Raw genomic sequence first — 15,151 nt, 5'->3', positions numbered from 1 at the left:
ACTCAATAAATTTTAATTTATTCCTTATCTATTACTAGTCTTAGCATTTCAAAAAGCAAGAAGTTAAAGAATATCCAGACACCACCATATACATATCCACCCACAATATCACTTGGAAGTACGTTTGTGGATGCAATATTTGCAATGGTTAACCCCATTAATAACAATAACCCAATTAAAGGAACGAAAATGGATATATAACTATTTTTCGAGTGACGAATAAGTAAAAAACAGCATGTTCCATAAATAATGATGATCATAGTAGCATTTAGATCAGGGAAATTGGCGGAATGAAATTTCCCTGCAAAACCAAAAGATTGAAGAAAAGAAAATGTCTTTATGATTGAATCATGAAAAGGCTTTGCTCCTACTATGGATACGGTGAGCAAAAGATACTCTAGCACTCTGTTTCTTCCTTTTATCCAAATACGAATGATCGTGATCGCTAGAATGCTGCCAAGCGCAAACGGAGGTTGGAGTACTAAAAAGCTCTTCATCCAACTCTTAAAACCAACTGAATGAACCATATATTCAGCCACTTCATTAAACTGAGTAAATTCACTATATAAATAATCCTGAGCCATTCCCAGCATCAAAGTTACCATACCGATTAAAACGAAAGTGAGAAAAATAAGAAAGATCTCTGTTTTTCTTATCGTTTTAAGTCGATTCGTTAACCAATTAATGGAATGAATAAATAAATTTTTAATTTGAATTTTATAAAACCGATAAGCAAAATAACCAACTAACAATATCACAAAAACAATAATAAAAATGATAAAGTATTTACTTGCAGCCTGATGGAAAACCTTCCAGCGCGGGCCCAAAACTTTTCCTAACGTGATAAAACAAACTCCCCATAAGAATGAACCTGTATAAGCCGGAATAATAAATTTTTTAAACGGCATTCTAGAAATCCCGGAGATATAACCAGTAAAATGCCTGATACCAGGAATGAAATAAGCAAAGACCAGCAATTTACTGCCTGAACGTTCAAACCAAGCAGCTGTTTTCGTATATCGATCGGGCCCAAGATGAATATACTTGCCGTATTTTTCGATTAGTTTGTATCCTCCGGCCTTACCAATCCAATACGTGACAGTGATACCTGCGCCGCCTGATAAAAAGACTGTCAGAAGGGCCAAAAGGTAATTCATTTTCCCCTGAAAGACAAAATACCCAGCGTAACTCATTAAAAATTCACCTGAAATCGGCAGTGCCATGAGTTCTAGAAAAATCCCTATGAATAATATCAGATAACTGTGCTGTTCAAATAAAGTGATTAAGTGTGACATATAAATGCCTCCATTTTTTATAAAAAGAAACTTTAAAGTCATAAATTCTTCAATATTAATGTAGCACGATAAAGGCGTCCATTTTCTATGTTAAGGAATTCTTAATCTTGTATTAAGGGAACAAAAAGGATTATGTAAAAATAAAAAAGCTATACCCATTAGGAAAAGGTTAATAGCTTTTTTCAGAGGGAATTATCATTAAAGTTTTTTAACCCTAATTGGACTTACCATTAGGAGAGCAAGGATTAAGGTAATCCACGCATTGCTATATAAGAAGAATCCCATACCTGCCAATGGCAATCCAGCGGCTGGAATTGGTAACCCTCTAAAATGTCCAACCGTTGGTTTAACATTGAACCTAGCTAATCTTAATGCCCCCATCATCGGGAAAAGAATAAAGGCTAAAGAAGTTAAAATAGATGGGGCTGCTAATGAATGAAATAAAAGCGCAGGTGCCACTCCAAAACTGACAATATCAGCTAAGGAATCCAATTGTACGCCTAATGCACTGTTCACTTTTAATTTTCTTGCAACCCTTCCATCTAAAAGATCAAAAACAGCTGAAAAGAATATTAAAACAGCCGAGACCTCTAATAAACCACTCATATTACATGTAATGGATAGCACACCGCACAATAGATTTCCAAGCGTAAATAAATTGGGCACCGCTTTTACAAGCTGATTGAACAAGGTCATCCCCCTAACTAAATCTCACATTTAAATAGCAATAAAACTCCTGAAGGTTCGTACAAAAACCAATCCTTATCAAGTATTTTTGGCATCTTAAGGAATTCTTAATGATTAATTCATAGAACGAAAAGGTTGCTTTTATATACTTAGTTTACCCAGTTTTAGACAGCGTATCATAGTTGTATTTAATGCATTCGTGCAGCTGTCTGGGATAGTAGGTTTTTTTTAAAAAGTATCGATGGTTTGAAAATCAGGGAGGTCCAATAATGAAAAAATTAGTAGAGGCAACCATGCAAAGAGCGATTCTTATGATCGTATGTGTGGTCATAATTTTAGCTTGGGGAGGTATTTCTGCATTCCAAATGCAACGAGATTATTTGCCTGGAATTAACAATACAACTCTTTCAGTTAGTATGCGAGTACCTGGGTATCAAGCTGCACAGGTAAAACAGCAAGTGACCGATAGTCTGGCGGGTGCCGTCAAAACAGTCGATGGTTTAGCCGATGTCGAAACCACTTCTTATGATGGCGGATTGTTTATGAGCCTGTATTTTCCGATGAATACAGATATGAAGCAGGCAGAAGATCAAGTGAATAAAGCCTTAGCAAATGCAGATCTTCCGTCAACGATTACAAGCACTCCTTCGGTAACAAGATTAACAACTAGTTCATTCCCAATTTTGACTTACAGTGTGACAAGTTCAAAATTAGATGAACAAACACTGCGTTCCACTGCAACACAGGAGATTGTAAAACAATTAAAATCTGTCCCTGGGATAGCGGATGTCTCCGCCATAGGGGGAGCAAAGGATGGATACGTATTAACTGTCCGCATGAAAGATCTAGTGAAAAACGGATTAACCTTGGATGATGTCAATAAATCGTTTGCTTTAGCTGTTCCATCCATGCCACAAGGAAATATTGTTAACAATCAATTATCCATCCCCGTTTCTTTTGATGGGTTACCATTAACAGAGCAGCAAATGGAGAATGCAACAATTAAGAATAAGGAAGGAAAGGTCATTCCTGTTTCCGCATTTGGTACCATTACCCATTCTTTAAATGACGTTAAAACCGTCTCCAGAACAAATGGGGCACCAAGTGTTACGTTAAATGTAATTAAAACACCTTCAGCCAATATCACGGATGTCGCTGACCAAGTCAAGGACCGTGTTGCACACCTTCACTTGGATACCGTAAATCCAAAAGACGTTTCGTTCAAAGTAATACTTGACCGAGAAAAAGAATTAAACAGCTCTCTTTTCGGATTAGTTCGGGAAGGTTTATTGGGATGCTTATTCTCGATGATCTGTGTGTTCTTCTTTTTCCGAAATGTAAGATCTACCTTATTAATTGCCATTTCGCTTCCGATTTCATTGTTAGCGACAACGGCTTTCTTAAAATCAATGGGGATCACGTTAAATATTTTAACGGTTTCTGGTTTGATTGTAGCGATGGGACGGATTGTCGATGATTCGATTGTTATTTTGGACAACATGTATCGAAAAAGAGAGGAATCGAAAGATAAACCTTTGCTTTCTATTCTCGCATCGTCTGTAACTGAAATGATTCCTGCGATATTGGGCTCTACGCTCACAACGATTGCCGTTTATATTCCAATCGCCTTTGTGGGCGGCGTCATCAGTGCCTCATATAGTGGATTCGCCTGGTCAGTCGTCATTGCCTTAATCATTTCCTTCTTTGTGGCGATGCTTGTTATCCCTGCTCTTGCTTTTATGGGCTGGAAAGGTGGAAACAGAGAGCAGCAAACGGTTAAACTCGATTCAAAAATGAAACCAATATTGCAGTCTGCGTTTAACCATAAAAAAGCAATGATTATTGTTTCGATCCTAGTCTTCTTAGCTTCTGGAATTTATTCAGCTTTTCTTCCAGTAAGTTTATTGCCTAGTGGAAAAATCGGACAAATTGCCATTAAAGCTGAATTGCCTAAAGGAAGCACTTTAATTGAAGTAGATTCTGAAGTTCAAAAAATTGAAAAAACGTTAAAGAACAATCCAAAAGTCGATGCCTATTCAGCCAATTTTGGTTCTACCATGACACCTCAAAGTGATGATGTATTTGACCAAGGCGGCGGCTTTATTACCTATCCAAACGTGGCCAACTTAGCTGTTGTTTTGAAAAACGAAAAAGATGCTGATGCTGTCATTAAAGATTTACAAACACAGCTTCCGGCCCTATCTAAAAACGTCATTTATACTGTAACAAGCCAAAATATTTCTGGTGATGATTCACAAATGCGCATCTTGTTTACTGGCTCAGATCAAGCAACATTGGATCAAGTAGCCCAAGAGGCAAGAACGAACTTATCAAAAATTGCCAACCTAAGTGTGGATGGGAAGGTTGATTTAACCAACGGTTCACCTAAATACAAAGTGACTTTTGACCAAAATGCCATTCAAAAGAAAGGTGTAAAAGTGGCGGATATTCTAGCGGTCATTAATCGTTATATGTCTGCATCTAAGGATGCAACCATTACGGTTGATCACAAAGCCCTTCCTGTGGACCAATATTTAGATCAAATTGCTTCAGGCACAAACTCTGCTATTACAATTAATGCTTCTGCGGATGATGTGTTAGCATCTCTTGCTGCTGAAACGATTAATGGAAGTAATGGTGAAAAAGTTCGTTTTGATCAACTAGCGAAAATCTCAAAAGATCAGTCTCCTTCAACGATTAGCGAAAGAGACGGTCAACCATTTGCTCTAGTAACCGCACAGATTACATCAAATGATATTAGTAAAGTGTCAAGCCAAGCAGACAAAGCTCTAAGCAGCATGAAACTTCCTAAAGATGTGACCTATTCATTGGGAGGAATCACGGAACAAGTCAAACAAATGATTTTTGATATGTCCATTGCAGTAGCTTTCTCAATTCTATTAGTATTGCTCATTACTTCTTCGATTTTCAAAGGATGGAGAGCACCATTAGCCGTACTTTTAAGCATTCCACTTGCGTTAAGTGGTGTGGTAATCGCGTTAATCCTTTTCCACGGAGAATGGAATCTTGCAGCATTAATTGGTATTTTAATGCTTACAGGTATTGTCGTAACCAACGGTATTGTCTTAATTGATAAGATTGAAAGAAATCGAAAAGAAGGTATGCCTGTAAGAGATGCCGTATTAACTGGCAGTCTTTCAAGGATTCGACCAATCTTAATGACGGCGGCCGCAACGGTCCTTACCTTATTACCGCTTGCATTTTCACATAATGCCGATACAGTTATTTCACAAACGCTGGGTATTGTCGTAATAGGTGGTATGATTACATCTACTATTAACAGCTTTATAATCATTCCTATTATTTATGAATGGCTGCATAAAAAGACTGTGACAAAAAATGTGAATACGTCAAATCAAAGCAGTGCTAGCTGATGTTATGATTGAACAACAAGTGGGTGTCCCAAAATTTTTGGGGGCACCCACTTTTTTTATACATTAAACTAGTCTGTTGATTTCCGCTCTAGGCGCTTCGCTTTCCGCGGGCGGTACGGGGAGCCTCCTCGTCGCTGCGCTCCTGCGGGGTCTCCCCTGCCCCGTACTCCCGCAGGAGTCTTCGCGCCTTCCGCTCCAATCAACAGAGTGTGAAAAAATTATTCATCATCTTCTTTTTGGGTCTGCATCTGTTTTATTTTTGAAATTTTTTTTTACAAATGTAAAAAATGCATGGTTTCTCCTTATTTAATACGCATGTTAGTAAGGTTTTTTCAGTGTTTGTGGTAAAATGTTTTAATCTGGTAAAAATTCAAACTAAATATAGATCCATACTAGGGGTGTAAAAGTGTGAAAAAATCTGTGGATTCTCTAGACAAGCGTTTTAAGATTGCCCATAAGGAAGCACTAATTGGAGTTATTCTTGTTATTCTTAATTTTATTATTTGGTATGGCTTTGCCTACGGGCTTGGTTCTGTTGATGTCAAAGATTATACATACGTGTTTGGTCTGCCGGCTTGGTTCTTTTACAGCTGTATTCTCGGCTCCATCGTCATGATTATCCTTGTCATTTTGACCGTGAAATTCATCTTCAAGGACATCCCCTTTGAAGTAAATGAGGAGGAAAACAAGTGAACTGGGCCGTTATTACACCATTAATTATTTTTCTATTGATTATTTTTGCAGTGGGGATCTGGTCGAATAAGTTTGTCCTAAAATCCAGCTCGTTCCTAGAAGAATATTTTTTAGGGGAACGGCAGATGGGCGGCTTCATCTTGGCCATGACGATGGTGGCCACTTATGGAAGTGCCAGCAGTTTTATCGGCGGACCTGGAATTGCCTATACGCAAGGATTGGGCTGGGTTCTTCTTGCCATGGCCCAGCTGGTCACCGGTTATTTTACGCTAATGGTTCTTGGAAAGAAATTTGCGATTGTGGCTCGGCAGTATAAAGCGATCACCCTAATCGATTTTCTAAAAGAACGATATAAAAGTAAAACGGTTGTGATTCTGTCCGCCGCGAGTATTATTATTTTCCTTTTTTCATCGATGACGGCACAGTGGATTGGCGGCGCCCGCTTGGTGGAATCGCTGACCGGCATGCCATATACGACTGCCTTACTCATTTTTGCTTTTTCCGTGCTCGTCTTTGTTATTGTCGGCGGCTTTCGTGCGGTTGCACTTACAGATACGGTCCAAGGTGTTGTGATGTTTGTGGGAACACTGATCCTTTTGATTGCGACGATTAAAGCGGGCGGCGGGATTTCAAACATCATTTCTGATTTAGCTGCAGAGAATCCGAACCTCATCAGCCCGTTTGGTGCACAGCATAATTTAACGCCTGCCTACGTTTCGTCGTTTTGGATTTTGGTTGGTGTTGGGGTTGTCGGACTGCCGCAAATCACGGTCCGAGCGATGTCCTATAAAAACTCAAAAGCAATGCATAATGCCATTATTATTGGGACGGTTGTCGTCGGCTTTATCATGCTGGGAATGCATTTGATTGGTGTGTTTGCCCGGCCCGTGCTTCCTGGGGTGAAAATTGGGGATACCGTTATGCCTCTGTTATCCATGAAAGTATTGCCTCCGTTTGTAGCCGGGATTGTGCTGGCGGCCCCAATGGCTGCGATTATGTCGACCGTCGATGCTTTACTGATCTTGGTGAGCTCGGCTTTGGTAAAGGATATCTATTTGAATTATATTAAGCCCGATGCTGCGGACAAACAAATCAAAAAAGTAAGTTTCAGTGTAACCGCGATTATTGGGATTATCGTGATTATTCTCGCATTAAGCCCGCCTGATTTAATTGTCTGGCTGAATCTATTTTCCTTTGGCGGACTGGAATCGGTGTTTATTTGGCCGGTAGTTCTAGGCTTGTATTGGAGTAAGGGCAATAAGTACGGAGCAATCACGTCGATGATTATTGGAATGGGTTCTTATATTCTATTAGATCGTTTTTATCCGAATGCCTTTGGACTGCATACGGTTGTCCTGCCAATTGTGCTGTCATTGCTGGGCTTTATTATTGTTAGTCTATTATCGCAGCAAAAGACTGATTTCCGTTTAAAAAACGCAGCGGATTAAGCGATTTTGGTTGCAATTTTATGGATATCTTTTTAGAATAAATTAACGAGTTTTATAAGTGAGGTGTACCCATGTTTGAGATGATTAGGATATTTTCGGCACTAACGATGCCCGGATTGCTGGTTTTACTTTTTTCTCGGGTCACTTACAATCGCGTTATCGGCCTTGTTTTAACCGTGGCACTCATTGCCGGGTCTGTTTACAAAGGCTATACGGACACCTTTTACCTGATTGTTATTGATGCCTTTTCGCTTACGGCCGGCTTCTGGCTGGCAGCCAAGATGAGACCGCGTGAGGTTAAGAATAGTTAGAAACGAAGTCTGCCTTGAAACTGGCAGGCTTTTCTTTGTTTCGCCGATAAATGCACAAAAACCGCCGATAAACTCCATGAAACCGCCGATAAATTCCATGAAACCGCTGATAACTTACTCAAAACCGCCGATAAAAAAACGAACCGTTTATATTTGCGTAGGAAATATGAAAAAACGAATATTCGTTCGCATATTATTGGTTTGTTTTTGGGGGATTGTGGTAGAATGTTAATATGCAAATTTCGAGAACGCACTTATCTAGCACCATCCCGGATCATAAATAGAATGAAAGCTTTGAGTGTGATACTTTTTACGGGAGGAAATAAATTGTGAATGATCAATTTGAATTAGTTTCAAAGTACTCTCCACAAGGTGACCAGCCAGAAGCGATTCGCCAGTTAGTGGAAGGAATTAAAAACAATAAACGTCATCAGACCCTGCTTGGTGCGACCGGAACAGGGAAGACCTTTACCGTTTCGAACGTCATAAAAGAAGTGAACAAACCGACCCTTGTGATCGCCCATAATAAAACGCTGGCCGGTCAGCTATACAGTGAATTTAAAGACTTTTTTCCAAACAATGCAGTCGAATACTTCGTCAGCTATTATGATTACTATCAGCCGGAAGCTTATGTACCACAAACCGATACCTTCATCGAAAAAGATGCCAGTATTAATGATGAAATTGATAAACTGCGCCACTCGGCGACCTCATCCTTATTTGAACGGAAAGATGTCATCATCATTGCCAGTGTTTCTTGTATCTATGGTCTCGGTTCTCCGGAAGAATACCGCGAGATGGTTGTATCTCTCCGTACTGGGATGGAAATCGAACGCAATCAACTCCTGCATCGCCTTGTAGATATCCAATATGAACGAAACGATATTGATTTTAAACGAGGAACCTTCCGTGTCCGCGGTGATGTTGTTGAGATTTTCCCCGTTTCCCGTGATGAACACTGTGTTCGTGTTGAATTCTTTGGAGACGAAATTGACCGGATTCGCGAAGTCGATGCCTTAACAGGTGAAATTATCGGCGAACGCTCACACATTGCCATTTTCCCGGCCTCCCACTTCGTAACACGCGAAGAGAAAATGCGGGTAGCCATTGAAAATATTGAAAAAGAACTGGAAGAACGGCTTGCCGAATTAAGAGCGGAAGATAAATTGCTTGAAGCACAACGGATTGAACAGCGTACACGCTATGATCTAGAAATGATGAGGGAAATGGGCTTTTGCTCAGGAATCGAAAACTATTCCCGTCACTTGACATTACGGCCGCCAGGGTCCACTCCGTATACCTTGCTAGATTATTTCCCGGAAGATTTCCTGTTGATCGTCGATGAGTCGCATGTTACCTTACCGCAAATCAGGGGTATGTTTAATGGTGACAAGGCGCGAAAACAGGTATTAGTCGACCACGGCTTCCGCCTCCCATCCGCACTTGATAACCGGCCGCTTACCTTTGAAGAATTTGATAAGCATGTGCATAATGCGATATTTGTCTCGGCCACACCAGGACCATATGAGCTTGAGCATACACCGGAAATGATCGAGCAAATTATCCGCCCGACAGGATTGCTTGATCCAACGATTGAGGTTCGTCCAATTGAAGGGCAAATTGATGATTTAATTGGTGAAATACAAGATCGAGTGAAGAAAAATGAACGTGTCCTTGTGACGACATTAACGAAAAAAATGTCAGAGGACTTAACCGATTACTTAAAAGAGATTGGAATTAAGGTTCAATATTTACATTCAGAAGTCAAAACACTCGAGCGGATTGAAATTATCCGCGAGCTGCGTCTTGGAAAATATGACGTTCTGATCGGGATCAACTTGCTCCGGGAAGGACTTGATATTCCTGAGGTTTCCCTGATCACGATTCTCGATGCGGACAAAGAAGGCTTCCTGCGTTCGGAACGGTCGTTAATTCAAACGATCGGCCGGGCCGCCCGAAATGCCAATGGCCATGTGATTATGTATGCCGATCGAATCACCAATTCGATGGAGCTGGCGATTAGTGAAACGAAGCGGCGCCGGGCGATCCAAGAGGAATACAACGAAAAACACGGGATTACACCGCAGACCATTCAAAAGGAAATCCGTGATGTCATTCGTGCGACCCAAGCGGCTGAGGATCAGGAAGAATACAAACCAGCAGCATCCTTCGGCAAGATGAGTAAGAAGGAACGAGAAAAACTAATCATGACGATGGAAAAAGAAATGAAGGCAGAAGCAAAGGCACTCAATTTCGAACGTGCTGCCGAGCTTCGTGATTTATTATTGGAATTGAAAGCGGAAGGATGACGGTAATATGGCAATGGAAAAACTGATTGTGAAAGGCGCCCGCGCCCACAATTTGAAAAATATAGATGTCACCATTCCGAGAGATAAGCTTGTTGTACTGACGGGACTTTCCGGTTCAGGGAAGTCCTCGCTCGCATTTGATACGATTTATGCAGAAGGGCAGCGCCGCTATGTGGAATCTCTATCAGCGTATGCCCGCCAATTTCTCGGTCAAATGGATAAGCCTGATGTTGATATGATTGAAGGACTATCTCCGGCCATTTCGATTGATCAAAAAACAACAAGCCGCAACCCGCGCTCTACAGTGGGGACGGTAACGGAAATCTATGATTATTTACGATTACTTTTTGCAAGAGTCGGACACCCAACTTGTCCGAATCATGGTATTGAAATCACATCCCAAACGATTGAGCAGATGGTCGACCGGATTATAGTCTATCCAGAACGAACCAAAATGCAAATCCTCGCACCCGTGATATCAGGCCGAAAAGGGGCCCATGTAAAGGTATTGGAAGATATCAAAAAGCAAGGGTTCGTCCGGATTCGTGTGGACGGCGAAATGCTTGATCTTGGTGATGAAATCGAATTAGATAAAAATAAGAAGCACTCGATTGAAGTGGTAGTCGACCGAATTGTCATCAAAGAAGGCGTCGCAGCCCGTGTCGCTGATTCGCTTGAATCGGCCTTAAAGCTGGGGGAAGGTAACGTTATCGTCGATGTAATGGGTGAGGAAGAGTTATTGTTCAGTGAGAACCATGCTTGTCCGATCTGCGGTTTTTCGATTGGTGAATTAGAACCACGGATGTTTTCCTTTAACAGTCCATTCGGGGCCTGCCCTGAATGCGACGGACTCGGCTCCAAACTGGAAGTCGATCTTGACTTAGTCATCCCTAATAAGGAACTGACGCTAAAACAGCATGCGATTGCCCCGTGGGAGCCAACCAGTTCGCAATATTATCCGCAGCTGCTTCAAGCGGTCTGTGATCATTACGGAATTGATATGGATATTCCAGTTAAAGATATCCCCGAACACCAAATGGAAAAAGTTCTTTATGGCTCCGGAAAAGACAAAATTTATTTTCGTTATGAAAATGATTTTGGGCAGCTTCGTGAGGGTCATATCCAATTTGAAGGTGTGATGCGGAATGTCGAGCGCCGCTATAAGGAAACAAGCTCAGACTTTATCCGTGAACAAATGGAAAAATACATGGGTCAGCAGCCGTGTCCGACCTGTAAAGGCTACCGCTTGAAAAAAGAATCGCTGGCCGTGTTAATTAACGGGTTCCATATTTCTCAAGTAACCGACCTATCGATTAAAGATGCTGATCAATTTTTTTCGGAATTAACGCTTTCTGAAAAAGAAATGCAAATTGCTGCCCTGATCTTCCGTGAAATTAATGAACGGCTCGGTTTCTTAATTAACGTGGGTCTGGATTATTTGACCCTTAGCCGTACCGCGGGGACACTTTCCGGGGGTGAAGCCCAGCGGATTCGTTTGGCTACCCAGATTGGTTCACGGTTAACAGGTGTGCTCTACATTTTGGATGAGCCGTCGATTGGTCTTCACCAGCGCGATAATGACCGGTTAATCGGTACGATGCAAAACATGCGTGATATTGGCAATACCTTGATTGTCGTGGAACACGATGAAGACACGATGCTTGCGGCCGATTATCTGATTGATATTGGTCCGGGTGCCGGTATTCATGGCGGTGAAGTTGTGTCTGCCGGGACTCCGGCAGAAGTAATGGCCGACCCGAACTCACTGACAGGTCAATATCTTTCTGGGAAAAAATTCATCCCTCTGCCGCTTGAGCGCCGCAAGCCGGATGGCCGCTTTATTGAAGTGAAAGGGGCATCTGAAAATAATTTAAAAAATGTAAATGTAAAGTTTCCGCTTGGTCTGTTTATCGCTGTGACGGGGGTATCCGGATCCGGGAAAAGTACGCTTATTAATGAAATCCTTCATAAATCCTTGGCGCAAAAGCTCAATCGTGCCAAAACCAAGCCGGGAGCACACAAAGCGGTGAAGGGAATGGAGCATTTAGAAAAGGTCATTGATATTGACCAGTCGCCGATTGGCCGAACACCGCGCTCAAATCCGGCCACGTATACTGGGGTCTTCGATGATGTCCGTGATGTGTTTGCTTCAACGAATGAAGCGAAGGTGCGCGGGTATAAGAAAGGCCGCTTTAGTTTTAATGTGAAGGGCGGCCGCTGTGAGGCCTGCCGTGGGGACGGAATTATCAAAATCGAAATGCACTTTTTACCAGATGTCTACGTTCCGTGCGAGGTATGCCACGGCAAACGTTATAACCGTGAAACGCTGGAAGTGAAATATAAAGGAAAAAATATTGCTGATATTCTTGATATGACTGTAGAAGTGGCAGTTGAATTTTTTGAAAATATTCCAAAAATCAGCCGGAAGCTGCAGACCATTATGGATGTTGGACTAGGCTATGTGAAGCTTGGCCAGCCGGCGACCACTCTTTCAGGAGGCGAGGCCCAGCGTGTCAAGCTTGCCTCTGAACTGCATCGCCGTTCAAATGGGAAAACGTTCTATATTTTAGATGAGCCGACGACCGGGCTTCATGTCGATGATATTTCCCGCTTGCTGGTTGTCTTACAGCGGCTAGTTGAAAATGGCGATACCGTTCTGGTAATTGAGCATAATTTGGATGTCATTAAGACTGCAGATTATCTTGTCGACCTCGGTCCTGAGGGCGGAGATAAGGGCGGTACTCTCGTCGCGACGGGAACTCCGGAAAAAGTGGCTGAGACTCCTGAATCTTATACCGGAAAGTATTTAAAACCAGTTCTTGAGCGTGATCGAGAGCGGATGAAACAACAAATTGAAGAGAAGAGTGCGATTAAGGCATAGGAAGAGTGAAGAGTCGAAATCTCCAGGTAAAAAATCTGGAAGGTTTCGGCTTTTTTTGATTCGGGTGAACAGATAGTACGGGTTCGCGGAATTAATGTGGAAGTCGGTGGAATAAATTAGAATGTATGAGTCATAAACTGGATATAGTGCGGGAACTAGCTTAGCTGTCGTTGGTTTTCGGAAAAAAACGGAAAGTGTACGGAAATAATTCAAAAGTTCGCGGAAAAAACGAGGAAACGTACGGAATTATTCATAGAATCCGCTGAAAAAAACGGAAAACATGCAGAATCCAACTTAGACGCAGGTCCTCTACGGAAAAAACGCTTAAGTGTACGGAAATAATCGGAAAGTTTACGGAAAAAACAAAGAAACGCGCGGAATTATTCATAGACCCCGCTGAAAAAAACGGAAATCATCCAGAATCCAGGCCAGGCGCAGATCGTCCGCGAGGAAAAAATCAGTAAGTGCACGGAATTAATTCGAAAGTCCGCGGAATTATTCCAAAAGCTCACGGAAAAAACCCAGAAACGTACGGAAATAATCAACATTCCCACGGAAAAGCAGTCCAATCCCGCGGAATCGCCCCCCTACACAAACAAAAAAATAAAAAGAAACCTTTTCCCTTCTCCGTCCGTAATAAAAGATAGAGGTGATAAACGTATGGAAACCCGCAAAGTTTTATCCAGTCTATGCTATTTTAGTATCTTTTTCGCTGGATTTATTTTTCCCTTAGCCGTCTATCTAGCAACAAGTGACGAAGGAACCAAACAGCATGCTAAGAAATCACTATTCTCACACCTCATTCCACTCATCCTGACACCGCTGCTAGTGTTTGCGGTATTCCATGACTTTACGGCACAGCAAGATACCATCCCTGTATTTACCATTATTAGTATCATCGTGCTGGCTTTACTTTGGCTCATTATCGTCATCTGGAACATAATCAAGGGCGTAAAGGTGTTAACAGCTGAATAAACTTAAAAGTGAGAAATCCATAAAACTAGAGGTGGAGAAAATGAAAGAGGAAAGAAAACGGATTTTACAAATGGTCGAGGAAGGCAAACTGAAGGTCGAGGAAGCCCTAACACTTCTCGAGGAACTGGAAAAAGCAGAGCAATCGATGGAACAAAAACAGGCACAAATTGTTAATGAGCTGTCGACCACTGTCCAATTTGAAGAAGCCAAAAAAGAAGAGCCATTCCAAGCAAAATACCAATCTACAAAGGACAAAATCTTTGAATTTGTGGACATAGCCTTGAAAAAAATTAAAGACCTAGACTTAGATTTAAACTTCGGCCAATCTGTGGATATCTCGCATATATTCCATCAAGGGGACGCCACAATAAAAGATATTGACATTGACGTCGCGAACGGGGCCGTGAAGCTCGTTGGCTGGGAGCAGCCAGATGTTAGAATCGAGTGTCAGGCAAAAGTATACCGCGTGGAAAACCAAGATCAGGCCCGGCAAAATTTTTTACGAGACGTCCTTTTCACGCTTGAACATGAGAAATTACGTTTTAGCACCCAGCAGAAATGGATGAAGGTGGAAGCGGTCGTTTATGTGCCAAAAGCCGTTTATAACCGGGTTCGCGTCAGATTGTTTAATGGTCCCGTTTCAGGAGAACATATGAATGTTGACGAGCTCCGTGTTAAAACAGCCAATGGAAAAATAGTTCTCGACCGTTTTACCGGTAAAAAGACAGAAATGGAAACAGCAAACGGAAAAATAAAACTGACAGGCAGTCAGTTCGATCAAGTGGAAGCAGAGACAATTAACGGCGCGATCCAACTTGACGGTGAGTTTAAAAAACTGGAAATGGAGTCGTTTAACGGGAATATCAGTTTAAAACTCCATGGAAACGAAGCTGAATTCATTCGAGCCAAAACAGCAGCGGGTGGAGTTGACCTTTATCTTCCTGAGGGACTCCCCGTAAATGGGGATTTAAAGACGAACCTCGGCGGATTTCATGTGAACCTAGTCGGCATCCAAGTGCTTGAGGAAAAGAGTGAAATGATCCAAAAATCACTGCGGTTCCAATCGATTAATCACCCGGAACAACTCGTAAACCTATATGCAGATACGAAAACAGGCTCTATTACGATCCACCAATCACAAGAAGAATAGTAGGAGA

The 15,151-nt window shown here is 41.8% G+C and carries 10 protein-coding genes; 8 read left to right on the top strand and 2 right to left on the bottom strand.

The features are described 5' to 3' along the window. Positions 1-17: 17 nt before the first annotated feature. On the bottom strand, positions 18-1,295 hold the full coding sequence (locus L1999_RS25725; RefSeq protein ID WP_235741116.1) for a DedA family protein: 1,278 nt from the start codon (positions 1,293-1,295) through the stop codon (positions 18-20). 198 nt (positions 1,296-1,493) lie between these two features. Beyond that, complete coding sequence (gene pssA / locus L1999_RS25720) at positions 1,494-1,985, bottom strand: CDP-diacylglycerol--serine O-phosphatidyltransferase (RefSeq protein WP_235741115.1); 492 nt, start codon at positions 1,983-1,985, stop codon at positions 1,494-1,496. 266 nt (positions 1,986-2,251) lie between these two features. Here pssA and L1999_RS25715 point away from each other — a divergent pair, with 266 nt between their 5' ends. From L1999_RS25715 to L1999_RS25680, 8 genes are all read left to right on the top strand, one after another. Continuing rightward, positions 2,252-5,377, top strand: coding sequence for an efflux RND transporter permease subunit (locus L1999_RS25715; RefSeq protein ID WP_235741114.1), 3,126 nt, complete (start codon positions 2,252-2,254; stop codon positions 5,375-5,377). A 408-nt stretch (positions 5,378-5,785) separates the two neighbouring features. After that, entirely contained in the window at positions 5,786-6,070 is a 285-nt protein-coding gene (locus tag L1999_RS25710; RefSeq protein ID WP_235741113.1) for a YhdT family protein, read from the top strand. Next, positions 6,067-7,518 carry a sodium/pantothenate symporter gene (gene panF, locus L1999_RS25705; protein ID WP_235741112.1) on the top strand — a complete coding sequence of 484 codons (1,452 nt, stop codon included), beginning with the start codon at positions 6,067-6,069 and terminating at the stop codon, positions 7,516-7,518. Before L1999_RS25710 ends, panF begins: the two co-directional genes overlap by 4 nt. Before the next feature lie 80 nt (positions 7,519-7,598). After that, positions 7,599-7,829 (top strand): CsbA family protein, encoded by a 231-nt coding sequence (locus tag L1999_RS25700; protein WP_235744467.1) that lies wholly within the window; start codon positions 7,599-7,601, stop codon positions 7,827-7,829. A gap of 329 nt (positions 7,830-8,158) precedes the next feature. Next, positions 8,159-10,138 carry an excinuclease ABC subunit UvrB gene (gene uvrB / locus L1999_RS25695; protein ID WP_235741111.1) on the top strand — a complete coding sequence of 660 codons (1,980 nt, stop codon included), beginning with the start codon at positions 8,159-8,161 and terminating at the stop codon, positions 10,136-10,138. A 7-nt stretch (positions 10,139-10,145) separates the two neighbouring features. Next, entirely contained in the window at positions 10,146-13,019 is a 2,874-nt protein-coding gene (uvrA, locus tag L1999_RS25690) for an excinuclease ABC subunit UvrA (protein WP_235741110.1), read from the top strand. 660 nt (positions 13,020-13,679) lie between these two features. Then, positions 13,680-13,994, top strand: a complete 315-nt coding sequence (locus tag L1999_RS25685) for a magnetosome magnetite crystal formation protein family (RefSeq protein WP_235741109.1) — start codon at positions 13,680-13,682, stop codon at positions 13,992-13,994. Positions 13,995-14,034: 40 nt separating this feature from the next. Continuing rightward, a complete protein-coding gene (locus tag L1999_RS25680) occupies positions 14,035-15,144 on the top strand; it encodes a DUF4097 family beta strand repeat-containing protein (RefSeq protein WP_235741108.1) in 1,110 nt (369 codons plus the stop codon). Positions 15,145-15,151: the final 7 nt, after the last annotated feature.

Origin of the sequence: Neobacillus drentensis (assembly GCF_021560175.1) — a bacterium.
Classification (GTDB): domain Bacteria; phylum Bacillota; class Bacilli; order Bacillales; family Cytobacillaceae; genus Neobacillus; species Neobacillus drentensis_A.
Note: the sequence above shows the minus strand (reverse complement) of the source record. Positions and strands in the feature narration are given on the sequence as shown.

Excerpts from the sequence above, each read along its gene's own strand:
- L1999_RS25725 (WP_235741116.1), bottom strand. The coding sequence starts at position 1,295 with ATGTCACACTTAATCACTTTATTTGAACAGCACAGTTATCTGATATTA.
- L1999_RS25715 (WP_235741114.1), top strand. The coding sequence starts at position 2,252 with ATGAAAAAATTAGTAGAGGCAACCATGCAAAGAGCGATTCTTATGATC.
- L1999_RS25700 (WP_235744467.1), top strand. The coding sequence starts at position 7,599 with ATGATTAGGATATTTTCGGCACTAACGATGCCCGGATTGCTGGTTTTA.
- uvrA (WP_235741110.1), top strand. The coding sequence starts at position 10,146 with ATGGCAATGGAAAAACTGATTGTGAAAGGCGCCCGCGCCCACAATTTG.
- L1999_RS25685 (WP_235741109.1), top strand. The coding sequence starts at position 13,680 with ATGGAAACCCGCAAAGTTTTATCCAGTCTATGCTATTTTAGTATCTTT.
- L1999_RS25680 (WP_235741108.1), top strand. The coding sequence starts at position 14,035 with ATGAAAGAGGAAAGAAAACGGATTTTACAAATGGTCGAGGAAGGCAAA.